Source organism: Citrobacter sp. Ce006 (assembly GCF_030336535.1).
GTDB lineage: Bacteria > Pseudomonadota > Gammaproteobacteria > Enterobacterales > Enterobacteriaceae > Citrobacter > Citrobacter europaeus.
On the sequence record NZ_JAOWDO010000067.1, the window covers coordinates 556031 to 580679 of the forward strand.

Sequence of the window (24649 nt, forward strand, 5' to 3'; positions counted from 1 at the left end):
TGAAAAGATAAGTGTGTGAAAACGATTTGATTATCCATACATTTTGCACAACACTGCGAGTAATAACCCATGCATTCAGAGATGACTATGACCGTTACCCGCCCCCGTGCCGAGCGCGGCGCATTTCCACCTGGGACCGAACATTACGGACGTTCATTGTTAGGCGCGCCGTTAATCTGGTTTCCCGCATTGGCAGCCGATCGTGAAAGCGGCCTGATACTGGCAGGAACGCACGGCGACGAAAACGCATCGGTCGTCACTCTCTCCTGCGCATTGCGTACGCTTAACCCTTCCTTGCGTCGTCACCATGTGGTGCTGGCCGTTAACCCTGACGGTTGCCAGCTCGGACTACGCGCAAATGCCAACGGCGTGGATCTAAACCGTAACTTTCCCGCCGCAAACTGGAAAGCGGGCGAAACGGTGTATCGCTGGAACAGCAGCGCAGAAGAACGCGATGTGGTGTTGCTGACCGGCGAAAGTCCGGGCTCAGAACCGGAAACCCAGGCGCTATGCCAACTTATTCACCGAATTCATCCGGCGTGGGTAGTCTCTTTTCACGATCCGCTGGCCTGTATTGAAGATCCCAGACGCAGCGAATTAGGCGCGTGGCTGGCGCAGTCGTTTGAATTGCCCCTCGTTACCAGCGTAGGTTATGAAACGCCCGGCTCTTTTGGAAGCTGGTGCGCAGATCTGAACTTACACTGCATAACCGCCGAATTCCCCCCCATTTCATCAGATGAAGCGAGCGAGAAATACCTGCTGGCCATGTCCAATCTCCTGCGCTGGCACCCTAGAGATGAAGGTGTCCGGTCGTAAAATGCAGTGCCGGCTCCGCGTCGCTGGCAAGCCAGGTAGGACCATCAAGATCGGCAAAGCTAACCTGCGGCGTAAGGGGTAACGCCGCGCCGATCGCCCGGGAGGTGCACAGCATACAGCCCAGCATGAGCGCAAATCCCTGCTCGCGAGCTTCATTTGCCAGCGCCAGCGCTTCCGTCAGGCCGCCTGTTTTATCCAGTTTGATATTCACCATTTCATAGCGCCCGTGCAGCGCTTTCAGGCTGCTGCGGGTATGACAGCTTTCATCCGCGCAGATCGGCAGCGGATGCACAAAATTCTCCAGCGCGGCATCGTCCTGCGCCGGCAGCGGCTGCTCCAGCATCGCCACACCTAAATCAGCCAGGAGCTGACAGCGTGCCGCCAGGCCTTCTGCCCGCCAGGATTCATTGGCGTCGACAATAATCGTGGCATCAGGGACCGCGGCACGGATAGCGACCATCCGTTCGCTGATTAATCGCGCATCCAGTTTAACCTTTAATAGTTTCGCGCCATTTTCCCACAACGCAGCCGCGCTCGCCGCCATTTGTTCCGGCGAGCCAATCACCACGGTTTGCGCCGTCGTTACCACTTCCGCCAGTTCACTTCCCACCAATTCCGCCAACGGCTGCTGCTGTTGGCGCGCACTCAGATCCCACAACGCGCAGTCCACGGCATTACGCGCAGCCCCCGCTGGCAGCAGCTTTTGCAGCTCTTCACGGGTCAGTCCGTTTTCCAGTTTTGGCGCAATGCTCATAATTTGCGCCAGCACAGAAGCATCGCTTTCACCGTAGCGCGGGTACGGTGTGCACTCGCCGATACCGGTGACGCCGTTTTCTGTGACTTCAACTACCACCACATGCGCTTCGGTTCTGCTCCCACGGGCGATAACAAAGGGAGTGTGCAGCGGCCAGGCTTCCTCATACACCTTAACTGTTCTCATCTGTTTTCCTTAATGCAGTACCTGAAGCGGATATCCGCAAATAGCGTTTGCCGTGTTAACTACTGATGGCATAAACTAGCCCCGACGTTAACTATATGTAAACAGGAAGATAACCATGTCACAAACCGTTCATTTCCAGGGCAACCCGGTAGCCGTTGCCGGCTCTATTCCTCAGGCTGGAAGCAAAGCTCAGGCTTTTACCCTTGTGGCTAAAGACCTGTCTGACGTTACGCTGGGCCAGTTCGCAGGCAAGCGCAAAGTGCTGAATATTTTCCCAAGCATCGATACCGGCGTTTGTGCGGCATCGGTACGTAAGTTTAACCAACTGGCGACAGAAATCGACAATACCGTCGTACTGTGCATTTCGGCCGACCTGCCATTCGCCCACTCTCGTTTTTGCGGCGCGGAAGGTCTGAGCAACGTTATCACGCTGTCCACCCTGCGCAACGCAGAATTCCTGAAAAACTACGGTGTTGAAATCGCTGAAGGCCCGCTGAAAGGCCTGGCCGCACGTGCCGTGGTCGTTATCGATGAAAATGACAACGTTGTTTTCAGCCAACTGGTCAATGAAATCACCAACGAACCAGACTACACAGCGGCGCTGGACGTACTGAAAGCGTAAGCTGCGTCTGCATACAAAAATGCCTCCGAATGGAGGCATTTTTATTTACGGCATTACTCTTCGCTTTTTTTCTGTTGGCTCAAACCATACTCACGCAATTTGTTGGCAATCGCGGTATGCGAAACGCCGAGGCGCTTGGCCAGTTTGCGCGTACTGGGATAATTCATATAAAGCTGCGTCAGCACTGAGCGTTCAAAGCGGCTGGTAATTTCATCCAGCGACCCTTCCATCACCTCTTCTCCGACCGCAACCGTTGCCGCATCGTAATCTGGCAGTAAGATATCCTGCGGCCGCAGCTCATAACCTTCAAGCTGGGTCAGTGCCCGGTAGATGGCATTTTTAAGCTGACGCACGTTACCCGGCCAGCCGTAACGGGTTAACACCGTGCTGAGGTCAGCGGACAGCTTCGGACGTGGCACGCCCTGCTCATCGGCGAAGCGCGCCACAAACAGTTCGGTAAGCGGCATAATATCCTGCGGGCAATCGCGCAGCGGCGGCAGGTTTAACGTCAGTACATTCAGACGATAATAGAGGTCTTCACGGAAAAGTCCTTTTTGTACCAGCTCAACAAGATTCTTTTGCGTCGCGCAAATCACGCGGACATCAACGTTAACCTCGTGATCTTCTCCCACCCGACGGAACGTGCCGTCATTGAGAAAACGCAGCAATTTGGTCTGCATTCGCGGCGACATTTCGCCAATTTCATCTAACAGAACCGAACCGCCATTCGCCTGCTCAAAGAAGCCTTTTTTGCCTTCCGGTGCATGGCCAAACAGTTCGCTTTCGACCGCATCTTCAGGAATTGACGCGCAGTTGAGCGCCAGATACGGTTTCGACGCACGCGGACTGGCCAGGTGGCATGCATGAGCAAAGAGATCTTTGCCGGTGCCGGTATTACCGGTAATCAGCAGCGGCGCGCTCAGCGTCGCCAGCTTTCGCGCCTGTTCCACCACGTGTTTCATTTTGGCGCTGACGGCAATAATCTGGCTAAACGCGCTCAGATCCTGGGTCGTCATATTTTGCAGCTGACGTCCCATCCGCAGGGTGGAACGTAGCATGACAACTGCACCGGTCAGCATCTGCTCCTGATTTTCACCCTGCAAATGGACAGGCGTAATTTCCATCAGGAAGTTCTGGCCGTTAATAACGACATGCTCGCTATGAGAATCCTGTGGATTGCTTTCGAGCCAGCGCTGGAAGTTAAACCCGTTGATTAACTGGGCGGCGGTATGATTGCGCATCCGATCCTGAGTGTGCGCGAAAAGCTGACAACTCGCAGGGTTCGCCATCTCGATTTTGCTTTTCATGTCCAGAGAAAGGACCGGTTCTGGCAATGCCTCAAGCAGCGCGCTCAGCGCAAGATGTTCACGCTCGGAGGGCATCCAGGGCACGGTACGCACATCCGTAACCCCTGAGATACGGCGGATTTCAGCCATCAGGCTGCTGAAGTTAGTGAACTCCAGTTCCGCAAAATTGAGGTAAATTCGCCCGATGGGGTCAATCTCGATACCGCGTAAATCAATGCTTCTGAGTACCAATAAATCGAGCAATTCGCGGGTCAGACCAAGTCGGTCTTCACAAAAGACTTCCAAACGCATAGGAACCTTCACCTGGACAAGGGATTATGTGTTAAATGATAAGACAGTATTTCGTTTGCAGGAAGAACTCTGTCAACAAATATTGACAGCTCGTTGGAAAATTGGGCGCCGGGGCGTAAAGTTAAACAACTGGCGCCCAATTTTAGTTAACTTTCGCGTGGAGATTTGTTCTTTTGTAAGGTCTCTTTCACCTGACCAATCAATTGACGGCGAAAATCGCCCAGTCGTGGCTTATCGTCATCGATCCACGGCAGCGGTCGGCACAGTTCCATGGCTTTAATGCCCAGTCGCGCCGTTAATAACCCCGCGCCAATGCCCTGTGCGGCACGCGTTGACAAGCGGGCGGCTAAATCCTGCGACATCCAGTCCATTCCCACTTCCCGCACCAGCTCACTGGCCCCGGCAAAAGCGATATTCAGCAGCACCAGTCGGAACAAGCGCAGGCGGCTGTAATAACCAAGTTCAATGCCATAAAGCGATGCAATACGATTGATCAGCCGCAGATTGCGCCAGGCGATAAACGCCATATCCACCAGTGCCAGCGGGCTGACGGCAATCATCAGTGTAGACTCTGCCGCTGAACGGCTAATCTCACGTCGGGCCTGCGCATCCAGCACCGGCTGCACAAGATGGGCATACAGGCTGACCACTTCGCGATCGTTCTGCGTTTCATGAATTGAGGCATACCAGCGCTGTAGCGCCGGATGGGACTGATCGATACCCGCCTGCTGCGCCAGCTTTTCACAAAATGCACGACCTTTTCCGGTTCCATGGCTGTGGAGCAGATCTCGTGCTTCGTCACGCTCGTGCGCGCGCTGGCGCAAGCGCCATAACCGACGCCACTCGGTCGCAACCGATCCAACACCGGCACCAATAATCAATGCGCCAGCGGCACATCCTCCCAGCGCGACCCAGTCCTGAGTCTGCCAGGCGTTCATGGTCCACTGCACGCCCTGCGCGACGACGCTCACGCCAAACAGCGCCAGGCCCCCCATCACCATCTTACGCCACAGACTGCGTTTAGGGCGTAAGGCCGCATCAATGACGGCCTCAGCCTGACCTTCGTCTTCCAGTGGTTCATCCACTTTCCCCGGAGAAAAAGTCTGTGCCTCCGTCTCATTGAACATCTGCTGCGCTTTAAACGCCGCGTTTTGCTCCACCTCCAGCGGACCTGAGAAATCGATACGCGGTTTTAACGGCTCGCTCATCGCAATTTATCTCCTATTAAAAACTCCAGCGCGGCATCAAGACGAATATGCGGTAAGGGTTTATCGACATCCATAACCTGCGGGCGAAACGCCTCAAACTGGAAGCCCTGGCTGTCCCAGAATGCCTGTCCGGGTAAACGCGCGGGTACCTCACCCGGATAAACGGTTAGCGGTTCGCCATCGCTCAGCCGATTACCACGCAGCGCCGGGATCTTCTCGCCCTTCACATCGATCAAACCGCTGGTGGTTGCCTGTACCGATGCCAGTCCCAGACAATCCATGCTGATACCTTCGAACGCGGCGTTTTGCCAGGCGTCCTGGATCAGCTGCTGCAATAACGACACCATATTGGCGTGCTGATCCACCGTGACGTGATCGGCTTTGGTAGCGGCAAACAGCAGCTTGTCGATCACTGGAGAAAACAGCCGACGAAACAGCGTGCGCTGTCCGTAATGGAAGCTCTGCATCAGTTGGGTGAGCGCCAGACGCATGTCGTTAAACGCCTGTGGCCCGCTGTTGAGCGGTTGCAGGCAGTCGACCAGCACAATCTGGCGGTCAAAGCGCAGGAAGTGATTCTTATAAAATCCCTTGACGACTTTTTCACAGTAATAGTTAAACCTGTCGCGCAGCATGCCCGCGTTGGTGTGTTTGTCTGCCTGGGCCAGCTTCGATTCACCATAAGCATCAACGTCCGGCCACGGGAAGAACTGTAACGCAGGCGCGCCCGCCATATCCCCGGGCAGGACAAAACGGCCCGGCTGAATAAAATGCAGCCCCTGCTGCTTGCACTGATGCAGATACTCCGTCCAGGCGGCAGCTATTTCCGCCAGACGGTTTTCATCAGCAGGCGCCAGCGGATCCAGCCCCTGGCATAACTGACGCCATCTTGCCGACCATTCGCCCCGCTGCCCTTGCAATAACCCGGTCATTTGCCGCGACCAGCTCAGATAATCCTGGGCCAGCATCGGTAAATCGAGCAGCCACTCCCCCGGATAATCGACGATCTCCAGGTACAGCGTGGAGGTGTCTTTAAAGTGGCGCAATAAAGAGTCATTGGATTTGTAGCGCAGCGCGAGGCGTATTTCACTCACACCGCGCGTAGGCGTCGGCCAGGTCGGCGGTGAGCCATACAACTGCGCCAGTCCCTCATCATAGGTAAAGCGCGGAATGCCAAAATCGCGTTGTGGAACCCGTTTAACGCCAAGCAAACGCTCTTCGCGCACGCAACTGAGCAACGGCAGACGCGCACCGGCATGAATATTGAGTAACTGGTTTACCATCGCGGTGATAAACGCCGTCTTACCGCTGCGGCTAAGTCCGGTGACAGCCAGGCGCAAATGCCGGTCTACGCCGCGATTAACCAGCGAATTGAGTTCATTTTTAAGTCGCTTCATCGCCATCCCGTTTTGCTGAAGGAACCGAAGAAATTATAACAAACAGGAAGTAAAGATAGGGGTCAATTCTTACTTATCAACTATCTGAGCTGTATCAGGCGGCATTATTCTTACCGCCTGCTGCAGAATGAATGCGGGCGGTTTATTTATTCTCTACTTTAGGAAGCGCTATCTGATTGATGCCACCTTCGTTGGTCACCTGCGTGTAGCCCATTTCAGTCAACATATCCCTGGCCTGCCCCGATTGACGCCCGGAGTTGCAGTACAGCTTCACAGTGTCGTTCTTATCAGGAACTTCAGCTGCGATACGCGTCTTCATCTCTTTCAACGGTATGTTGACGGCCCCCTGAATATGCTGCTGTTGGTACTGTTCAGGAATACGAACATCAATCCAGTGTTCGGCTGCAAAAACCGGCATGCCAATGACCAGTGCCAACGCTAATACGCCTTTTTTCAACATAATATCTTCCCGACTGATTGTTGGATTTAACCACCACACTATACGCTTGTTCTTAAGAAAATATTGCGACCACATTATCACCGTCTGCAGGTGCGGACGATTGTTCCTCAGGTGACACGTACTGCAGTTAGCCTTTTGATTTTTCTACCCGCATTCCGAGATTGTTGTCATTCGCCAATTAACTCCATAATATGTCCGCCATTGACTCTCGGACGGAGCTTGGGATCTATGTCTCCTACCATTTATGATATTGCACGAGCCGCTGGCGTATCAAAATCCACGGTATCGCGCGTGCTGAATAAGCAAACCAACATCTCGCCAGAAGCGCTTGAAAAGGTGCTGCGCGCTATTGATGAGTTACAGTATCAGCCTAATAAACTTGCTCGCGCGCTCACCTCTTCCGGGTTTGATGCAATAATGGTGATATCTACCCGTTCAGCAAAAACTACCGCCGGTAATCCGTTTTTCTCTGAAGTACTGCATGCCATTACGGCCAAGGCCGAAGAGGTCGGTTTTGATGTCATATTGCAGACCTCGCGAAGCACCGAAGATGATTTACAAAAATGTGAGAGCAAGATTAAGCAGAAATTGATCAAGGGGATCATTATGCTGAGCTCTCCTGCTGATGAATCATTTTTTGCACGCCTGGATAAATACAATGTCCCGGTTGTGGTTATTGGGAAAGTGGAAGGTGACTACGCCAATGTCTATTCTGTAGACACAGATAACTATCGCGACAGTATTACTCTGACAAATGCGCTGATTGAAAGTGGGCACCGTAATATAGCCTGTTTGCATGCGCCGCTTGACGTTCATGTTTCTATCGATCGCGTGAACGGTTATAAAGCCAGTCTTCAGGCGCATAACATTAATATGCGCGATGAATGGATTATTGACGGTGGTTATACCCATGAAACAGCCCTGCTCGCTTCACGAAAACTACTGAGTCAACAACCGTTACCCGACGCTGTATTTGCTACCGATAGTTTGAAATTAATGAGCTTATATCGCGTGGCGGCTGAGAAGAATATTACTATTCCGCAACAGCTTGCCGTCGTAGGCTACAGTAATGAGCTGTTATCGTTTATGCTGACACCGGTTCCAGGCGGAATTGATGTACCTACCCAGCAGTTGGGCGAGCAAAGCTGTAATTTATTATTTAACCTGATCGCAGGCGAGAAAGGATTAAAGAATATCACGGTGAGCACACACATATCGCTGGCCGACTCACTGGTGTAAAAACTGGGGCATTAATGCCCCAGTATCTTTTAGAATGCGTAGTTCACGCCTATACCAGCATAATGGAATCTGTCACTTTCGCCTTCGTCGTGATCTTCCCACTCATAGGCATACTCCAGCGACATTGATAAACCGTTCTGGAAATCATATGCATACAGTAAACCGAGACGATTGAAGTCATGGCCTTCACGTGCAGGGTCATCCTGCCAGTCCCAGTTTGACCAGCGATCAAGCCCCAGACGGGTATACGGCGTCAGGGTGGTATTGCCGAAAGACAGCGGCAAATATGCACGAATTTCCTGGGTTGAGAATTCACCATTATTGCGCGAATCAGCCAGATTAAAACCGCGTTCGAGGTAATAGTTAACCGTTAAACCCACCGTTTCGTTAAACGTATAATTCAGACCGGTCTCACTTTCAACGCGGCTATCAGAGTAGCCGGTGGTGCTCAAATCATTAACGAACTGATACATCGCCAGCCAACCGCTAAAGCGCAGATCGTCGGTCAGTTTAACATCCCAGTCCGGCTGAACTTTCCAGCGCTGCATATTGGCGGTGTCTTTTCCGGGTTCATTGACATAGTGATAACCGTAATTACGGAAACCACCGGTCAGGCCGAAATTAACATCCTCGCTTTCCAGAAATTGATAGCGGACTTCCAGTTCTGGGCGATCAAACCAGGTTCCACGTTTCCCCTCGCTGTAATCAACCGGTCCTTCCTGATAATAGGCCAGCGATATTTTCCACGGCCCATTAGACGCATTAAAATAGACGGACGGCTCAGCCAGTCCATCCATATCTTCGCCCTGACCTTCAACATTTTCTATTTCGTACATAGCACCAATATTAAAGTGCCAGTCATTCTTTTCAGCAGCCTGCGCGCAGGCCATTCCTGCGCTCATAATCAGCGCAGTAGCGGACAGTAGGGTTTTCATTATTATTCCTTGTTAAAATACTCGCAAAAATGCCCCAAGGCTTGGGGGATGATTATCCCCCGGAATTTTATTGAATAGCCACTTCAGTTTCAGCATCAAAGAAATGGCATTTCGCCATATCAAAATGAATAGTGATGTTCTCTCCTGCGTGATAATCATTCACTGCCCCAGCACGGACCACTAACTCATGCCCCCCAACAATGGTATAAAGCATAAATTCAGCGCCGGTTAATTCTGCAACGCTAATTTTTGCCGATACACTATTTTCATTATTAAGCTGCGGATGTATATCTTCAGGACGAATTCCCAGCGTGACCGCCTGATGTTCATAACCCTGCGCTTTTAATTGTGCTAATTTATTTTCTGGAATCGTTAATTTCAGTGTTTCTGTGACAAACTTATCACCGTCAATCGCGCCACGAATAAAGTTCATAGCCGGTGAGCCAATAAATCCGGCGACAAACATATTTGCCGGGTGGTTATAAACCGTTTTCGGTGCACCAACTTGCTGAACAATGCCATCCTTCATAATCACAATACGCGTCGCCATCGTCATGGCTTCGGTTTGATCGTGGGTAACATATATCATGGTGGTATTGAGTTTCTGATGCAGTTTGCTGATTTCTGCCCGCATCTGTACGCGAAGTTTGGCATCGAGATTCGATAAGGGTTCATCCATCAGGAAGACCCCTGCCTCACGAACAATCGCACGCCCCAGCGCCACACGTTGACGCTGTCCACCGGATAACGCGCCAGGTTTACGCTGCAGATAATCGCGCAGGCCAAGGATTTGCGCCGCCCAGTTGACACGCTCTTCAATCACGGCAGGGGCAATTTTCTGCATTTTCAGGCCAAACGCCATGTTGTCATAGACTGTCATGTGCGGGTACAACGCGTAGTTCTGAAAAACCATCGCAATGTTGCGCGATTTCGCCGGCACATCGTTCATCCGTTTACCGTCAATCAGCAGATCGCCGCCACTGATCTCCTCCAGACCGGCGATCATGCGCAACGTAGTAGACTTCCCGCAGCCGGAAGGTCCAACAAAAACAATAAACTCTTTGTCTTCGATTTCCAGATTGAAGTCTTTAACGACGTGTACCTGGTTGTCGTAAATTTTTTGAATGTGTTGCAACGAAAGCTGTGCCATGTTGAATCCTTTACTTGTCGTGTTGCCAGAAAGCCGATAAGCACGGCCACGTCAGAAATTCGGTTGCAGGAAGCTGCAAGCCTGCCCCATTCAGCCCTGTACCGATGCCGACAGAAAGCATGCCGCAGGCGTTGATTGCATCAATTCCCGCTTGTGCATCTTCTATGCCAATACACTGCTGCGGGTCAACGCCAAGGCCCGAACACGCGGCCAGGAATATTTCGGGATCTGGTTTCGAGCGGGAAATCAGCGCCGCATCTGCACAGAAATCAAAATAAGAGCTAAGATCAAGCGCTTGTAAAATCGCTGGGGCATTGAGGGACACAGAGGCCAGCCCCACTGGAATCCGCTCTTCCCGCAGCGTCATCAGCAGCTCACGTATTCCCGGCAATACCGAGTTCACCGTCAACTGGCGCAAAGAATGGACATACAGTCTGTTTTTTCTCTCGGCCAATTGTACGCAGGCCTCAGCAGAAAACGCCCCCGCCTTCCCACCATGGCGCAAAATACGCTGTAGCGATTCGCTGCGACTAATCCCTTTCAGGCTGTCATTAAATGCTTCGTCAATCGCAACCCCGATTTCAGCGGCTACCTGCCGCCAGGCGAGAAAATGCAGATGCGCAGTGTCGGTAATCACGCCATCTAAATCAAAAATGATGGCCTGTGGTTTGAGTATCATTCATCGCCCCTTTTTGTGGTAGCGGTCCCATAGCTGGGCGAAATAATGGCGTCATTACTGATTATGGCCTCCCCCTGCACGGAGATTTTTTCGCCATTGACCCAAAGGAAAATTTGCTCAGCACTGCGAATACTGATTTCGGCAGCGTTGATAGTTATCTGCATAGCGGAACCCTGCCAGCGCAGCGGAAAAGACAGCATTTGCCAGTGAGCAGGTAATGCAGGCGCAAGATGTAACTCTCCATGGCGAACGTTCACACCAGCAAATCCCTGAATTGCGCCCAGCCAGATGGCCCCCGTCGCCGCGGCATGAATTCCGTCATCACAACTATGTGGATCATCCCCAAGATCGATAAGCGATCCTTCGCGCCAGAACCGATACCCCTGAGCCGAATCACCGCAACGTGCAGCCACAATCCCATGGATCGCCTTACTCAAAGACGAGTCGTGTATTGTGCGCGGCTCGTAAAAACGCAGGTTAGCCAGACAGGTTTGCGGGCTAAACTGCTCCGGCAACATGTAGGTCAGCATCACTACATCGGCCTGTTTAAGAATTTGCATCTCATTGACTTCTGCACGGGAGTAATCGAGCAAAACGGTCTGCTTGCCCGCTTTGGCTTTGTACTGCGACAGGTCGATAACCGGTTTGTTCAGGAAGGTATCATCCTGAGGAAGCACGCCATCGGGCTGAACTTCCGGTCGCCAGAGATGCTGTAAAAAATGCTCTGCGCGATGAATAAACGTGTCATCGCCGCAGCCCAACCGACGGGCAAAACACAGCGCCTGCTCTACGTTGTACCAGGCCATGTAGTTGGTGAACGCATTGTTGTTCACGTGCTCAGTGTATTCATCCGGGCCAATCACATCGTGGATCTCTAAACGACCGTTGACCATGATCGCTCTGCTTATCCAGAACTTTGCCGTTTCCAGCAGCAGCGTTATACCTTCACGGGACATAAAGTTCATATCCCCGGTGGCATGCCAGTAATTGATTACCGCCCAGGCAACATCCGCCACGAGGTGATGTTCAGCCTGTGCGGAGGCCACTTTTTGCCGCAGCCCGGTACGGATGTTGATCGCCGCGAATTCAGGCGTTTCCTCATCACCGCTGCGAGCGCTTTCCCACGGGAAAAGCGCGCCCTGCCAACCGTTACGGCGGGCTTTCTCACGCGCGCCCGGCAAATTATGCCAGCGATAACGCAGTAGACTTCTCGCGGTTTTCGGTTCGGTAAACAGGTGAAACGGTAACAAAAAGACTTCAGTATCCCAGAAGATGTGCCCTTTATACCCTTCGCCCGTCAGACCCTTGGCCGCAATACTGCTGCGCTCATCGTGGTCTGGGGTCATCACACGCAGATGATAGAGCGCATAGTCCAGCGCCCGCTGATCGCTGATATCCGTGCTGGTAACCTGAACGCGACGAGTTTGCCACCAGGCATGCCAGTTGGCGCTCGACTCAGCCAGCAGTGCGTCATATCCTTGTTGCGCGCATGCTTCCAGGTTACGCAGTGACTGGCGTCCCCAGGTCTCCAGCGACAGGTTACGTTCGCTCGCCCAGTCTACCCAGCTCATTTTCGTCAGCGTGACGCGCTGCCCGGCTTGCGCATGTACGCTGTTGTGTTGTAACAACCGGCGCTCTTTCGCGGTGAAACAACGCTGCGCCGCGCCATCTACATCACAATATGTCGTGATAGCGATGTCATTACGATTGTCCTGGGTGGTGTAAATCCCTTGCATAAGATGCTGGCCAAAGACCCGGACCTGCGTTTCGTCCAGATGCTGGCGACCATGATTAGTGATCGTGGCATCAATACCGGTCGAGATACCAATGTTGGCATCGGCATCCAGTGGCGTTACGACAACTTCCATAGCAAACAGCGGCAGTTTATGTGCCGAGACAAATCGCCTGCTATCAATGGCAAAACGCGCCCCGTCAGACGCACGCCAGGTAAGCGTACGGCGTAATTCTCCGCTGGCAAAATCCAGTTCACGATGCCAGCTTTCAATCACACCGCTGCTGAGTGTGAAAATCTCGCCATTGAGTGAAATCTCGACGCCCACCACATCAGGCAGATTAACCAGTTCATTAATTTCGCCTTTCCCTGCCCGGTGATACAGTCCTGCAAGGTACATGCCGCGAGTTTGTAAGGTGTAGGCTTCCTCGTGGCTGGCACGAATGCCCATATAACCGTTGCCGGTCGTCATGAGGGACGCATATTTATTCAGACTGTGTGGGCAAAAAGCCGGTTCAGTTAGCATTACTGGCTTCGTCATAAGTCTACGTAGGTCCCTGTTTCAGCCGATTGATACAGTGCGGCAACCAATTGTTGAATAACGACGCCTTGTTCTGCGTCAGCAATAGTGACAGGCTCACCCTGGACATGATTCACGAAAGCGTCCATGCTGCGATAATGACGGTTGTCATCAGCCATTTCGCGCGCAAGCAGCACGTCAAGCGCACCATCGCGGTCGGTGTAGACCTGGGCCGGGAATAACGTTGCCCCCGCCAAATCGCCGCAGAAATTAACGTTCATAATCGATTGTTCCGGGATATTCAGCGCGAAAGAGGTTTCCAGGCGCAGGATACCGCCGTTATGAAATTCAATCGTGCCGAACAGGGAATCCTCCACGGTATACGTCGCGGGATCCCATTTCCCAAACTGGCCGCTGTTTTTACGCGTGCCAATGCGTTGATAGCTGTGCGCGTTAACGCGCTTTACCGCCGGGAACCCCAACACATACATGGCGGCATCCAGCATATGAATACCAAGATCAATTAACGGCCCGCCGCCCTGCAGTTCTTTGTTGGTAAACACCCCCCAGCCGGGCACGCCGCAGCGGCGCAAAGCACGGACATTGGTGACATAAATTTCACCCAGCACACCGGCCATCACCTGCTCACGAAGCAGTTGCGTATCCAGTGCGAAACGATGATGAAAATCATAAGCCAGTACTTTTCCCATCCGACGCGCCGTTTGACACATTTCCAGCGCCTCGTCTGGCGTCATCGCCGGAGGCTTCTCGCACATCACATGGCACCCAACGTTCAATGCCAGCATGGTGTGTTCATAATGAAAACGATTGGGCGAGCAAATACTGACGATATCTGGCTTAGCCTCACGTAACATCGTTTGAGGATCGTCCCAAACCTGCGGATTACCGTATTTTTCTGCAAACAGCCGCGCCTGTGACAGGCGGCTGTCGCAGACAGCCACCAGTTCCAGATCGTTACGGGTGCAGTAGTACGAAGCATGAACTTTATCCGCCACCTGCCCGGCGCCGATAATGGCGACGCGTAGCGGAGAGCTTGTCAGTGCACTTTTCACGGAAATCCTCTTAGCAGGTACGCAGCCAGGCCAGTGACTGACGGTACGCTTCCGGCAGATTCTCTGCCCGCACGCGCCCTTCGTACACGACGTAACCCTGATAATTATCTTCACGCAACTGGTCAAACAGCGCAGCGAAATCCAGCGTACCGCTCCCCGGCTGATAACGATGATTATCCGCAATATGGACGTGACCCAGCAGATCGCGGTTGTCGTGCAGCGCCTGTGCCATATCGTCTTCTTCAATATTCATATGGTAAAAATCACCAATGATTTGCACATGCTTCAGGTTGTTTTCCACGATATATCGACGGGCATCCGCCAGGGTGTTGATCATATGATCCTGATAGCGATTGAGCGGCTCCAGATACACCACCGTCCCCGTACGCTCGGCAACTTTATCAAGATAAATCAATGAATCACTGACGGCTTTACGATCGCCTTCCAGGCTACGTGGGGACGTCATCGGCGGTAAGCGGAAGGTAAACATGCCCCATGCCGCGGGTACAATGATGCCTTGCCCACCGACTTCGGCCAGCGCTTCGAGAATGCGGGTAATCTGCTTTAAACCGTTCAAACGACGCTCTTCGATAAAATCACCGATCCAACCGTCATATCCGCCGCAGGCGGTCGTGACGGGCAGCCCCGTTTCTTTGATTGCCGCTTTTACTTCTGCAAGATTATTGACCAGCAATTTGCCGTCAATTTCAAAACCGTCAAACCCCATTTCTTTGATATAACGAAATTTCTCGAGAATATTTTCCGGGAAAAAAGCCTGGTTCTGTGTTCCGATTTTCATTTTCTGCATTCCTTAATTAAAACGTCACGCCCATTTTGATGCTCTTTTCCGGATGTCGGTCCACATACTGCATATAGCTTTCCGGGCTGCTGGCAAAAGTTACTACCGGGTCAATAAGTTCTTCACAGTTCAGATAACCGTTCATCAACAGCTCCCAGCAGGTCTCCTCAATACGCTTGCGGCTCCAGCGCGGATAATCTGGATTTGGTTCACTGCAGGCGCGGGAGAAGACAATTTTGGCGTTGTTGAAGTGCGCTTCACGCCCAAGGTTGAACCCTTCTGCAAAAGGTTTCGCGAAAGCGACATAGGAGATGGTTCCACCATAGGCCAGACCACGTAGCGCCGATTGCAACGCATCCGCATAACCGCTGGTTTCGATGATCACATCCGCGCCCTGCTTGCCGGTCAGCTTCTTAATTTCCATTCCCACATCGGTGCCCAGAGGATTGAGACAGAAATCCGCGCCGTGGCGACGTGCGATATCGCAGCGATGAGCAATCGGATCCACGCCAATAACCACCGAGGCTCCCGCTTTCTTAGCTAACTGGACGGCAATCTGACCAATCGCACCTAAACCCACGATGACTACGAAGTCGCCGACACGCACATTGGCGTCGCGCACACCGCTCATGGCAAATTGTGCCGGGTCATAGCAAACGGCATTTTTCCACGAACTGCCTTCCGGCATTTTGCGTAATTTATAGTTGTTCACCGCATTAAAAATAACCGTTTCAGCCAGAGGACCGTAGCCGCAAACTGAATCGCCAACGGCGTATTCGGTCACATCGCTGCCACACTCAACAACATCGCCTACCACCATGTTGCCAAGCTGGAATTTGCCGAATTCAATCCCGCGCGGCGCCCCTTCCGGACGCGGCATGAACATTTGCCATTCGCTGTTAAAATCTTCGTCAATAAACGGGCTGGCCGCGCGAAAATCGACGACTTCCGTGCCATGTTTCGGCGCACCAAAGCGAACGCGTACTTTAACTTCATTGGCGGATACCGCTCTGTCTTCATATTCCACCAACGCCGCAACGCGCGGTTCTGTGGCAACTAACTTCTTCATTTACAACTCCTTAATTAAACTGGCCGCTTAGCCTTTCACGCCGCCTGCGGTCAAACCACTTTTAATAAAACGTTCGGAAAGCGCATACATAATGACAACCGGCAATGCAGTGACTAACGATGCAGCCATCATGCGTCCCCAGATATAGTCAGGCGTACTGAACAGCGCGTTCAGACCGACCGGTAAGGTAAAATTGCTGGCGCTGGAAAGGAAAATCGAGGCAAACAGATAGTCATTCCACGCCACCATAAAGCAGTACACAAAGACCGAAACCAGCCCAGACATCGCCAAAGGCACGGTAATGCGAAAGATTATCTGCAGACGATTCAACCCATCCATCATCGCGGCTTCTTCTATCTCATCCGGAATAGTGTCGAAGTAGCTTTTCAGCATGAACACCGCGGTCGGCAGCGTCTGGGTGACCATGGTGATAATCAACGCCATTTCGGTGTCATAAATACCGAGCGCCGTGATGATTTTGAAAAGCGGCACCACCAGCAGGATCCCTGAAAACATGTACACCGTATAAAAGCTGGCATTGATGGTCATTCGTCCCTTAAAACGCAGGCGGGAAAGCGCATATGCCCCGAGCACGCCCAAAAATACCGCCACCACCGATGACGTGACCGATACCACCAGGCTATTACGGAAGTAGTCGACAAACGGGAAAATCATCGGGTTGAAGATGTCGATGTAATGTTCCAGCGTCCATTGCTGCGGTAACAGCGTCGGATGCAGCGAGATCGCCTCTTTTGCGCTTTTGAATGAGGTCATCAGCATCACAAAAAATGGAAATAGCGTGATGCCCAGAAAGACAATTAATCCACAGTAAAAGCCAATGCGGCCAAGCGTGCGCTTATTTGTTGCCATTGAGGTTCACCCGTTTTCTGGTCAGCAAGATTACAGCGAAAATGATGACGAAGAGGACGACAGAGATCGCGGCCGCTTTGCCTAAGTCATTAAATGCAAACGCCGTTTTATAGAGATAGACCCCGAGAATATCGACTTTAGTGGTCAACAGATAAACATCGGCGAACATGTAGAACATCCAGATCGTACGTAGCGTGACCACGGTCGCCAGCACGGGCATAATCGCCGGCAGAGTGACGATACGAAACCGTTGCCAGGCATTCGCGCCGTCCATTTCTGCCGCCTCATACAACGATTTATCAATAGTCTGTAAAATCGCCAGAAACGAGATAAAGGCGTATGGGAAATAGCGCCAGATGGCGAACAGCACGACCAGCGCGAAGCTGCTGCCGGGATTGTCGAACCACAGCGGCGCCTGATCGTAGAGATGCAACAGATCCACGCCGAGGTAGTTCACAATGCCGTAGCCGTTGTTGAACATGTATTTCCAGGCAAACACCAGCGAAATTGATGGCGTTACGTAAGAGAGGATGACCAGTGAGCGCGCCGTTTTCCGCAGACGAAACTCACGGTTAAAAAACATCGCCACTCCCAGCCCCAGTACCGTGCTCCCTGCCACAACCAGCGCGGTATACCAGACCGTCATCCATAGCGAATGCCAGAATCCAGGATCGGATAAGATTCGGATATAGTTGCTCAGCCCGACAAACGTAGACTCAATTTGCGGATTAAGCGGCAGACGCATAAAGCTGATTTCGATATTAGATATCATCGGCCACGCCACTAAACCGCCCAATAACAGTAAGCTGGGCGCAAGCAGGAGCATGGCAAATGGCATATCAGATCGACCTGAAAAGAACTTATTCATCACGGCTTTCCATTTCCCCATTAGCGCTGTTCAACGAGGTCATCCAGTTTTGTCTGGCTGGCCTTGATAGTCGATGAAAGGTCAGCTTTCCCTACCGTGACGTTGTGCACCATGGTACTCACAACACCCGATCCGGTTACGTCGCCCATGCGGGTAAAGTTCTTATCACCTACAGCGCCAAAGACCTGAATATTCGGCAGTTCGGCAATCAGTTGATCGGGTAATTCACCCAGCGCTTTGATAACGGCGTTATCTTTCCACGTCGGCGTATTCACCACCGCTTTGTTGACCGGCAGCGCAGCCCCTGGCGACATCATGACCCAATCCGCAATGTTGTCGGCCTGCTCCATGAAGGTGACAAATTTCTCTGCGGCTTCTGTCTCTTCGGTTTTTTGACCAGCAGTAATGGTTAGCGACGTCAGCATGCCGTAAACCGCGGAATTTTTTTCCGTCGGTACCATAAAGCCAACATTTTTAGGATCGCCCTCTTTGATCACCGCCGGGAGGATATAGGTGGAATAAATCGCCATTGGCGCCGTGCCGTTCATGAAAGCGTCTTTGACTTCCATGATGTCGTTAGAGCCCGGCATGGTGTTCATGGCAAGTTGGCGGTAATACTGCAGCGCCTGCGCCATCTCAGGTGTGTCGAGCGTAATCTTTCCCTGCGCATCAAAAACGTTGGCCTGGTTAGAGAGCGCGAACTGAGAGAATGACTGTTCGGTCAAAACGCTTTCTGCCGTGGGCAGCGCAATACCGTATTTCTTACTGCCAGGATTGTTGAGCTTCTGGGCCACGTTCAGCAATTGCTGCCAGTCTTTTGGTTCTTCCAGTCCAGCTTTTGCCAGCACATCCTTGCGATACCAGATCCCGCCAATCCAGGCGCTGACCGGAACTCCGGTCCATGCACTACCGTCTTCAGTGCGCACAATTCGCAGGACGCCATCATAAAAAGTACCTTCACCGACGCCGTTGATGACCTGCGCCACCGCTTTACGATCGATAAGGGATTCTTTATCCATAACTTTCGCGTAGTCATGGCTGGTTTCAATGACTTCAGGCAGTGAACCGCTGCGCGCCAGGGTAATGACCTTGGTGTTGTAAGCATCTTCTTCCACAGGAACCTGTTTGACGCTGATGCCCGGATTTTCTTTTTCAAAACGCTCAATCAGTTTTGCAATAACTGCTTGCCGCTCCTGCTCGACAGAAGAGTGCATAAATTCAATCGCGACAGAGGACTTTTTATCATCCTTACACCCGGAAACCAGGGCGCAGGAAACCAGTGCTGAAATCAGCACAATTTTAGCTTTAAGCATGAAATGTTCCTTTTTATTACTTAACCCACATGACCTGCCAGGCGTACAACGTTAATTCTTTACCTGAAATAGTTTCACCGCTAATCAAATCAAATCCATTTTCAATATCAATGCAAATGGTTTGCGTATGACCGCTGACATTAAATAGTCCAGTAATTTCCTCGCCTGTTTCCGCCGTACGTTTAATTTGCATGACAGCTGGTGTAACATTGCAAATTTGAAAATTACTATCAGGGTGGAATGCTTTATTATTACGACGTATTACAATGAGTCGGGATAACTCATGATAAATAGCGTTACGCAAACTGGTTTCATCTGCCAACTCCGTTTCTATTTGTCTTATCTGATATTTTTTGCGGTTGATCGCACGGTTATAACCTAACGTCTCAACACCTTTATAGTCATTGCGTGATCCAAGGATGCTTTGAATGTAAACCGCCGGCACACCAGGAAAACTCAGCAAAATGGCATGTGCGAGAATAAAGCGAGAAAACCGCTCAGCATCGCTACAATTTCCTGGCGTTAGCGCATCCATATATGTCACGTTAATTTCATACGGACTGCGAGTACCATCAGGATTATTTTTCCAGTTAACCAGCGCGCCTTCCTGTTGTAATTCTGTCACCAGACGCATGATCTCGTCTTCAGGCAACAAACCGCGCAATGGATTGAGACCAATACCGTCATGCGATGCGAGAAAATTAAACCAGGTGGTCTCGCCAGACGGCAGTTCCAGTGATTGCGCCCACTGGCACAATGTCGACGTGTCCTGGCGTTGTACCGCATGCAGCACCAGCGGCGGCAGCGAGAACTGGTACACCATATGCGCTTCATCACGGCCATTACCATAGTAAGACACGTTATCCTTATGTGGGACGTTCGTTTCGGTAATAATCGCTGTGCCAGGCGCCGCACAGTCAGCAATAGCGCGGAATAGTTTGATAAGCTGATGCGTTTTTTCCAGATGAATACAGCTCGTTCCTGGCTCTTTCCACATAAAGCCAACTGCATCCAGGCGGACATAATCTGCGCCCTGCTCAAGATAGCTCAATAGCACATCGACCATCGCCAGTAGTACTACCGGGTTGGCATAATTGAGATCGACCTGGTCGTCGCTGAACGTCGTCCATAAATGGCGTACGGTGTTATCTTTTAGCGTAAACGGCGTCAGTAACGGTAATGCGCGTGGACGTGTGACGTTGCTCAGGTCCGTATCAGGATCCATTGCAATAAAGAAATTTTCATAACCGTCAAGCTGTTGTAAATAATTATTAAACCACTCGCTTTTAGCTGACATATGGTTACAAACAAAATCAAACATCAGTCGACTGGATTCACCTAATTCCTTAATATCATTCCAGTCACCCGTTTCTTCGGCAACCTGATGGTAATTAATCACGGAAAACCCATCATCCGATGACCACGGATAAAACGGCAGCAGATGCACATGAGAAAATGTCGTCTTAAGCCATTCATTATAAAATTGATTAAATGTAGGCAGCGGTTTTTTACCAGCCCCGTGGAATTGATCGGCGTAGGTAATAAGAACGACATCACCCTCATCCCAATGCGCTTTACGGATCTTTTTAATTAATCCCTGTGACTTCTCTAAACGTGCAAGCAGCGCTTCATAGTGGCATGAAGTGAATGTATCACCATAAACTTCTGTCAGACATTTTTGGATTTTTTGGTTCACCTTCAATTCTCGTGGTAGCGGTCCCATGAATCAAGAGACTACTCTGAGGAAAATAAGCTGTCAATCAGCCGAGGTGGTCTGGAGGGGGGTAAAAAAAGAATTTTGGCAGCCAAAAAATCGTATTTGTGAGCTGCCGCAAATTAACTGAGGGAATGTTGATTAATTGTTGCTTGCTTTTGCTGATTCAGATATCAGGTTTGATTACCAGAATAGCGTTTCGACAATTTTGCTGCTGCCCGACTCAACACCGGCTCCAGAACCAACGCCAGCAGCATTTTTAGCGGGCGTCGGGCGACGGATTTCACCGCCCACCCTGCTACCCCTGCCGGGCCGTAACGAAGCGCCGTCAAAAGCACCAGCTTACCTGCTATTTTAAAGCCCGGCTTAACCCTTTGCCCGGCACGTTGCCAGCGATTGTTCATGTCTAACCTCACAATTGGCGGAAGCGACTACGTAATGAAAAAGTATCAGACGTCACATAACGTTCCATTTCACGCAAACGCTTTTCACTTGCTGCCAGCTCGCGATCGACAGCATCCAACAGCTCGCCGCTAGATGGCTGTTGCTCGCCACAGACCACATTGTCCGGCATCGGGTCTAACACAAACGTCAGCACGATGTAGGCGACGAAGGTGAAAAAGGCCAGGCCAAAAAAGACTGACAACACCACCAGGATCCGTACCAGCTTCACAGGCACATCGAGATAATGCGCAATACCTGCGCAAACCCCCTTCACCATGCCCTGCTGCGGAATACGCCACAGTTTTTTGTTCAGGTTAACGCCTCCCATTAGCGGTCCCTCCAGTTTGGATGTTCAGCATCAAGGATGTCTTCCAGCGCCTGAATGCGCTCGCGCATCCGCTGTGCGTCATCGTTGAGTTCGACCAGACGTTGCTGTTCACTTTGCGACAGTTCGCCACGACTGGAACGGTTGCTGTAATGCAGCCAGAGCCAAATCGGTAAAACGAACAACACAAAGATGGTTAACGGGATAGCCAGAAATAGCGCGCTCATGAGTACTCCTTACAGGTGATGAGCGGCGGCGCGTTCGGGCGCCGCCAGATGTTATTATTGCTTGTCTTGCTGCATTTTGGCTTTAAGTTGCGCCAGCTGCTCGCTGATTTCATCATCTGCTTTCAGGTCAGCAAATTGCTGATCCAGAGACTTTTGTTTACCGAAGTTATGGCTTTCAGCCTCAGCTTCCATATGATCGATACGACGCTCGAAAGATTCAAAGCGCGCCATCGCTTCATCCAGTTTACCGCTGTCCAGTTGACGACGGACATCACGCGAAGAACTCGCTGCCTGATGACGCAGCATCAGCGCCTGCTGACGAGCCCGGGTTTCACTGAGTTTATTTTCCAGCTCACCAATCTCTTTTTTCATACGCGCCAGCGTATCGTCAACCAGCGTCACCTCATGCTCCAGAGAGGCAATCAGGTCAGTCAGTTTCTGTTTTTCGATTAACGCAGAACGCGCCAAATCTTCTTTCTCTTTACGCAGCGCCAGCTCGGCTTTTTCTTGCCACTCTGCCTGTTGCGCGCTGGCCTGTTCAATACGGCGAGATAATTGTTTCTTTTCTGCCAGAGCGCGTGCGGAATTTGAGCGCACCTCAACCAGCGTATCTTCCATTTCCTGGATCATTAACCGCACCAGCTTCTGCGGATCTTCAGCCTTTTCCAGCAACGCATTAATGTTGGCGTTCACGATGTCGGCAAAACGAGAAAAAATACCCATAATGTAATCCTCACTTACTGTTCTGATATCGGGCTATGCCCTGCTGATTTCGTAATGCACTTGGCGTGCCAACTTTTTATCTCATTGATTTTAATAATTATATCTAATTTTACCTGTCGAGATAATTAGGGTAAATTGGTGAATAACACTAACAAATGGTGAATTTCATCATGGCAGAATACAAAGATAATCTTCTGGGTGAAGCAAACAGCTTTATTGAAGTGCTGGAGCAGGTTTCTCATCTGGCGCCACTGGATAAACCTGTGCTGGTTATCGGTGAGCGAGGTACAGGGAAAGAGCTTATTGCCAACCGCCTGCACTACCTCTCTACGCGTTGGCAAGGTCCGTTTATTTCACTTAACTGCGCGGCGCTCAACGAGAACTTACTCGATTCCGAACTGTTTGGTCACGAAGCGGGTGCCTTTACCGGCGCGCAAAAACGCCACCCTGGACGTTTCGAGCGCGCCGATGGCGGCACGCTGTTTCTTGACGAGCTGGCGACTGCCCCCATGCTGGTGCAGGAAAAACTGTTGCGCGTCATTGAGTATGGCGAGCTGGAGCGCGTTGGCGGCAGCCAGCCGTTGCAGGTTAACGTACGCCTGGTTTGTGCGACCAATGCCGACCTGCCACGTATGGTCAGCGAAGGCACTTTCCGCGCAGACCTGCTGGATCGTCTGGCCTTTGACGTGGTGCAACTTCCCCCGTTACGCGAGCGTCAAAGCGACATCATGTTAATGGCCGAACACTTTGCCATTCAGATGTGTCGCGAGATCGGGTTACCGCTGTTCCCGGGGTTTACCGCCGAGGCCAGGGAGACCCTCCTCCACTACCGTTGGCCGGGCAATATTCGTGAACTAAAAAACGTCGTGGAGCGTTCCGTATACCGGCACGGTACCAGCGATTACCCGCTGGATGAGATAATCATCGACCCCTTCCGTCGCCATGTTGCGCAGCCGCAGGTAGAGGAAACAACGCTGGCATCTGCAGCATTACCGCTGGATTTGCGTGAATTCCAGCAGCAACAAGAGAAAGACTTTTTACAAACCAGCTTGCAGCAAGCGAAATTTAATCAGAAAAAGGCCGCTGAACTACTGGGTCTGACTTACCATCAGCTTCGTGCCTTGCTGAAGAAACACCAGATTTAGGACACTTTCGCCGACGTTATACTGGAGGATTTGACGCATAGCGTTAAAACAGATTACCATGATGAAATCACTGTATAAAAAAACAGGCATATCATTATGACTCTGGCACTAGTCAGCGAAAAAATTGACAGAAACCGCTTCACCGGGGAAAAAGTTGAAAACAGTACTTTTTTTAACTGTGATTTTTCAGGGGCCGATCTTAGCGGCACTGAATTTATCGGCTGTCAGTTTTATGATCGCGAAAGCCAGAAAGGGTGTAATTTTAGTCGCGCAATGCTGAAAGATGCCATTTTTAAAAGTTGCGATTTATCCATGGCGGATTTTCGCAACGTCAGTGCCCTGGGAATTGAAATTCGCCACTGCCGCGCGCAGGGTTCAGATTTTCGCGGCGCGAGTTTTATGAACATGATCACCACGCGGACCTGGTTTTGCAGCGCATACATCACGAATACCAATCTAAGCTACGCCAACTTTTCGAAGGTTGTCCTGGAAAAGTGCGAGCTGTGGGAAAACCGCTGGATGGGAACTCAGGTAGCGGGTGCAACGTTCAGTGGATCAGATCTCTCGGGCGGTGAATTTTCAGCGTTCGACTGGCGGGCCGCAAACTTCACGCACTGTGATTTGACCAATTCAGAACTGGGTGATTTAGATATTCGGGGTGTAGATTTACAAGGCGTCAAATTGGATAGCTATCAGGCAGCGTTGCTGATGGAGCGCCTTGGCATCGCGGTGATTGGTTAGCATTCTCGGAGCGGTAAGTACCGCTCCCGCCCTTATACACTAGTG

Annotated in this window: 25 protein-coding genes; 5 read left to right on the top strand and 20 right to left on the bottom strand. The window is 51.4% G+C overall.

The window, feature by feature from the left end:
* Positions 1-87: 87 nt before the first annotated feature.
* Positions 88-816, top strand: a complete 729-nt coding sequence (mpaA, locus tag OGV94_RS11710) for a murein tripeptide amidase MpaA (RefSeq protein ID WP_043016189.1) — start codon at positions 88-90, stop codon at positions 814-816.
* On the opposite strand, the gene ycjG is transcribed toward mpaA, so the two are convergent.
* Positions 791-1756 carry an L-Ala-D/L-Glu epimerase gene (gene ycjG / locus OGV94_RS11715; RefSeq protein WP_105179602.1) on the bottom strand — a complete coding sequence of 322 codons (966 nt, stop codon included), beginning with the start codon at positions 1754-1756 and terminating at the stop codon, positions 791-793. The two genes, mpaA and ycjG, sit on opposite strands and share 26 nt — an antisense overlap.
* Before the next feature lie 115 nt (positions 1757-1871).
* Between ycjG and tpx the strand changes: the two genes are divergently transcribed.
* On the top strand, positions 1872-2378 hold the full coding sequence (gene tpx, locus OGV94_RS11720; protein ID WP_003020437.1) for a thiol peroxidase: 507 nt from the start codon (positions 1872-1874) through the stop codon (positions 2376-2378).
* 53 nt (positions 2379-2431) lie between these two features.
* On the opposite strand, the gene tyrR is transcribed toward tpx, so the two are convergent.
* The 4 genes from tyrR to pspE all read right to left on the bottom strand — a co-directional run bounded on the left by tyrR (position 2432) and on the right by pspE (position 7038).
* Positions 2432-3976: a transcriptional regulator TyrR gene (gene tyrR, locus OGV94_RS11725; RefSeq protein ID WP_043016187.1), complete on the bottom strand. Its 1545-nt coding sequence runs from the start codon at positions 3974-3976 to the stop codon at positions 2432-2434.
* 146 nt (positions 3977-4122) lie between these two features.
* A complete protein-coding gene (locus OGV94_RS11730) occupies positions 4123-5184 on the bottom strand; it encodes a YcjF family protein (protein ID WP_075146234.1) in 1062 nt (353 codons plus the stop codon).
* Complete coding sequence (locus OGV94_RS11735; protein ID WP_075146385.1) at positions 5181-6578, bottom strand: YcjX family GTP-binding protein; 1398 nt, start codon at positions 6576-6578, stop codon at positions 5181-5183. The genes OGV94_RS11730 and OGV94_RS11735 overlap by 4 nt, the downstream gene beginning before the upstream one ends.
* Positions 6579-6720: 142 nt before the next feature.
* Positions 6721-7038 (bottom strand): thiosulfate sulfurtransferase PspE, encoded by a 318-nt coding sequence (pspE, locus tag OGV94_RS11740; protein WP_043016185.1) that lies wholly within the window; start codon positions 7036-7038, stop codon positions 6721-6723.
* 228 nt (positions 7039-7266) lie between these two features.
* Between pspE and OGV94_RS11745 the strand changes: the two genes are divergently transcribed.
* Positions 7267-8277 carry a LacI family DNA-binding transcriptional regulator gene (locus tag OGV94_RS11745; protein ID WP_043016184.1) on the top strand — a complete coding sequence of 337 codons (1011 nt, stop codon included), beginning with the start codon at positions 7267-7269 and terminating at the stop codon, positions 8275-8277.
* Positions 8278-8306: 29 nt separating this feature from the next.
* Here OGV94_RS11745 and OGV94_RS11750 read toward each other — a convergent pair whose 3' ends face one another.
* The 15 genes from OGV94_RS11750 to pspA form a co-directional block, all read right to left on the bottom strand.
* Positions 8307-9212, bottom strand: a complete 906-nt coding sequence (locus OGV94_RS11750) for an OmpG family monomeric porin (RefSeq protein ID WP_047410968.1) — start codon at positions 9210-9212, stop codon at positions 8307-8309.
* 67 nt (positions 9213-9279) lie between these two features.
* Positions 9280-10362, bottom strand: a complete 1083-nt coding sequence (locus tag OGV94_RS11755; protein WP_043016182.1) for an ABC transporter ATP-binding protein — start codon at positions 10360-10362, stop codon at positions 9280-9282.
* Between the two features lie 10 nt (positions 10363-10372).
* Positions 10373-11041: a beta-phosphoglucomutase gene (pgmB, locus tag OGV94_RS11760; protein WP_047410965.1), complete on the bottom strand. Its 669-nt coding sequence runs from the start codon at positions 11039-11041 to the stop codon at positions 10373-10375.
* A complete protein-coding gene (locus tag OGV94_RS11765) occupies positions 11038-13314 on the bottom strand; it encodes a glycoside hydrolase family 65 protein (RefSeq protein ID WP_286523384.1) in 2277 nt (758 codons plus the stop codon). The genes pgmB and OGV94_RS11765 overlap by 4 nt, the downstream gene beginning before the upstream one ends.
* Complete coding sequence (gene ycjS / locus OGV94_RS11770; RefSeq protein ID WP_286523386.1) at positions 13311-14366, bottom strand: D-glucoside 3-dehydrogenase; 1056 nt, start codon at positions 14364-14366, stop codon at positions 13311-13313. Before ycjS ends, OGV94_RS11765 begins: the two co-directional genes overlap by 4 nt.
* Before the next feature lie 10 nt (positions 14367-14376).
* Positions 14377-15165 (bottom strand): 3-dehydro-D-guloside 4-epimerase, encoded by a 789-nt coding sequence (ycjR, locus tag OGV94_RS11775; protein WP_047410959.1) that lies wholly within the window; start codon positions 15163-15165, stop codon positions 14377-14379.
* A gap of 16 nt (positions 15166-15181) precedes the next feature.
* A complete protein-coding gene (ycjQ, locus tag OGV94_RS11780; RefSeq protein WP_075146238.1) occupies positions 15182-16234 on the bottom strand; it encodes a D-guloside 3-dehydrogenase in 1053 nt (350 codons plus the stop codon).
* 27 nt (positions 16235-16261) lie between these two features.
* Positions 16262-17104, bottom strand: a complete 843-nt coding sequence (locus OGV94_RS11785; RefSeq protein ID WP_003020474.1) for a carbohydrate ABC transporter permease — start codon at positions 17102-17104, stop codon at positions 16262-16264.
* Positions 17091-17972: a carbohydrate ABC transporter permease gene (locus tag OGV94_RS11790; RefSeq protein ID WP_003840754.1), complete on the bottom strand. Its 882-nt coding sequence runs from the start codon at positions 17970-17972 to the stop codon at positions 17091-17093. Before OGV94_RS11790 ends, OGV94_RS11785 begins: the two co-directional genes overlap by 14 nt.
* 20 nt (positions 17973-17992) lie before the next feature.
* The gene (locus OGV94_RS11795) at positions 17993-19285 is read right to left on the bottom strand and encodes an ABC transporter substrate-binding protein (protein WP_047410938.1); all 1293 of its coding nucleotides are present in this window, start codon (positions 19283-19285) and stop codon (positions 17993-17995) included.
* 16 nt (positions 19286-19301) lie between these two features.
* Positions 19302-21008 carry a sugar phosphorylase gene (locus OGV94_RS11800; protein WP_075146240.1) on the bottom strand — a complete coding sequence of 569 codons (1707 nt, stop codon included), beginning with the start codon at positions 21006-21008 and terminating at the stop codon, positions 19302-19304.
* Between the two features lie 164 nt (positions 21009-21172).
* Positions 21173-21403, bottom strand: coding sequence for a phage shock protein PspD (gene pspD / locus OGV94_RS11805; protein WP_047410921.1), 231 nt, complete (start codon positions 21401-21403; stop codon positions 21173-21175).
* Positions 21404-21411: 8 nt separating this feature from the next.
* A complete protein-coding gene (pspC, locus tag OGV94_RS11810) occupies positions 21412-21771 on the bottom strand; it encodes an envelope stress response membrane protein PspC (protein ID WP_043016173.1) in 360 nt (119 codons plus the stop codon).
* Positions 21771-21995, bottom strand: a complete 225-nt coding sequence (gene pspB, locus OGV94_RS11815) for an envelope stress response membrane protein PspB (protein WP_003020509.1) — start codon at positions 21993-21995, stop codon at positions 21771-21773. Before pspB ends, pspC begins: the two co-directional genes overlap by 1 nt.
* A gap of 54 nt (positions 21996-22049) precedes the next feature.
* Entirely contained in the window at positions 22050-22718 is a 669-nt protein-coding gene (pspA, locus tag OGV94_RS11820; protein WP_043016172.1) for a phage shock protein PspA, read from the bottom strand.
* 155 nt (positions 22719-22873) lie between these two features.
* Between pspA and pspF the strand changes: the two genes are divergently transcribed.
* Both pspF and OGV94_RS11830 read left to right on the top strand, forming a co-directional pair.
* Complete coding sequence (pspF, locus tag OGV94_RS11825; RefSeq protein ID WP_167373448.1) at positions 22874-23863, top strand: phage shock protein operon transcriptional activator; 990 nt, start codon at positions 22874-22876, stop codon at positions 23861-23863.
* Between the two features lie 96 nt (positions 23864-23959).
* A complete protein-coding gene (locus tag OGV94_RS11830) occupies positions 23960-24604 on the top strand; it encodes a quinolone resistance pentapeptide repeat protein QnrB28 (protein WP_032494875.1) in 645 nt (214 codons plus the stop codon).
* Positions 24605-24649 lie beyond the last annotated feature (45 nt).

Bases quoted from the DNA above. Each gene is read 5' to 3' on its own strand.
- mpaA (WP_043016189.1), top strand. From the start codon at position 88: ATGACCGTTACCCGCCCCCGTGCCGAGCGCGGCGCATTTCCACCTGGG.
- ycjG (WP_105179602.1), bottom strand. From the start codon at position 1,756: ATGAGAACAGTTAAGGTGTATGAGGAAGCCTGGCCGCTGCACACTCCC.
- tpx (WP_003020437.1), top strand. From the start codon at position 1,872: ATGTCACAAACCGTTCATTTCCAGGGCAACCCGGTAGCCGTTGCCGGC.
- tyrR (WP_043016187.1), bottom strand. From the start codon at position 3,976: ATGCGTTTGGAAGTCTTTTGTGAAGACCGACTTGGTCTGACCCGCGAA.
- OGV94_RS11730 (WP_075146234.1), bottom strand. From the start codon at position 5,184: ATGAGCGAGCCGTTAAAACCGCGTATCGATTTCTCAGGTCCGCTGGAG.
- OGV94_RS11735 (WP_075146385.1), bottom strand. From the start codon at position 6,578: ATGAAGCGACTTAAAAATGAACTCAATTCGCTGGTTAATCGCGGCGTA.
- pspE (WP_043016185.1), bottom strand. From the start codon at position 7,038: ATGTTGAAAAAAGGCGTATTAGCGTTGGCACTGGTCATTGGCATGCCG.
- OGV94_RS11745 (WP_043016184.1), top strand. From the start codon at position 7,267: ATGTCTCCTACCATTTATGATATTGCACGAGCCGCTGGCGTATCAAAA.
- OGV94_RS11750 (WP_047410968.1), bottom strand. From the start codon at position 9,212: ATGAAAACCCTACTGTCCGCTACTGCGCTGATTATGAGCGCAGGAATG.
- OGV94_RS11755 (WP_043016182.1), bottom strand. From the start codon at position 10,362: ATGGCACAGCTTTCGTTGCAACACATTCAAAAAATTTACGACAACCAG.
- pgmB (WP_047410965.1), bottom strand. From the start codon at position 11,041: ATGATACTCAAACCACAGGCCATCATTTTTGATTTAGATGGCGTGATT.
- OGV94_RS11765 (WP_286523384.1), bottom strand. From the start codon at position 13,314: ATGACGAAGCCAGTAATGCTAACTGAACCGGCTTTTTGCCCACACAGT.
- ycjR (WP_047410959.1), bottom strand. From the start codon at position 15,165: ATGAAAATCGGAACACAGAACCAGGCTTTTTTCCCGGAAAATATTCTC.
- ycjQ (WP_075146238.1), bottom strand. From the start codon at position 16,234: ATGAAGAAGTTAGTTGCCACAGAACCGCGCGTTGCGGCGTTGGTGGAA.
- OGV94_RS11785 (WP_003020474.1), bottom strand. From the start codon at position 17,104: ATGGCAACAAATAAGCGCACGCTTGGCCGCATTGGCTTTTACTGTGGA.
- OGV94_RS11790 (WP_003840754.1), bottom strand. From the start codon at position 17,972: ATGAATAAGTTCTTTTCAGGTCGATCTGATATGCCATTTGCCATGCTC.
- OGV94_RS11795 (WP_047410938.1), bottom strand. From the start codon at position 19,285: ATGCTTAAAGCTAAAATTGTGCTGATTTCAGCACTGGTTTCCTGCGCC.
- OGV94_RS11800 (WP_075146240.1), bottom strand. From the start codon at position 21,008: ATGGGACCGCTACCACGAGAATTGAAGGTGAACCAAAAAATCCAAAAA.
- pspD (WP_047410921.1), bottom strand. From the start codon at position 21,403: ATGAACAATCGCTGGCAACGTGCCGGGCAAAGGGTTAAGCCGGGCTTT.
- pspC (WP_043016173.1), bottom strand. From the start codon at position 21,771: ATGGGAGGCGTTAACCTGAACAAAAAACTGTGGCGTATTCCGCAGCAG.
- pspB (WP_003020509.1), bottom strand. From the start codon at position 21,995: ATGAGCGCGCTATTTCTGGCTATCCCGTTAACCATCTTTGTGTTGTTC.
- pspA (WP_043016172.1), bottom strand. From the start codon at position 22,718: ATGGGTATTTTTTCTCGTTTTGCCGACATCGTGAACGCCAACATTAAT.
- pspF (WP_167373448.1), top strand. From the start codon at position 22,874: ATGGTGAATTTCATCATGGCAGAATACAAAGATAATCTTCTGGGTGAA.
- OGV94_RS11830 (WP_032494875.1), top strand. From the start codon at position 23,960: ATGACTCTGGCACTAGTCAGCGAAAAAATTGACAGAAACCGCTTCACC.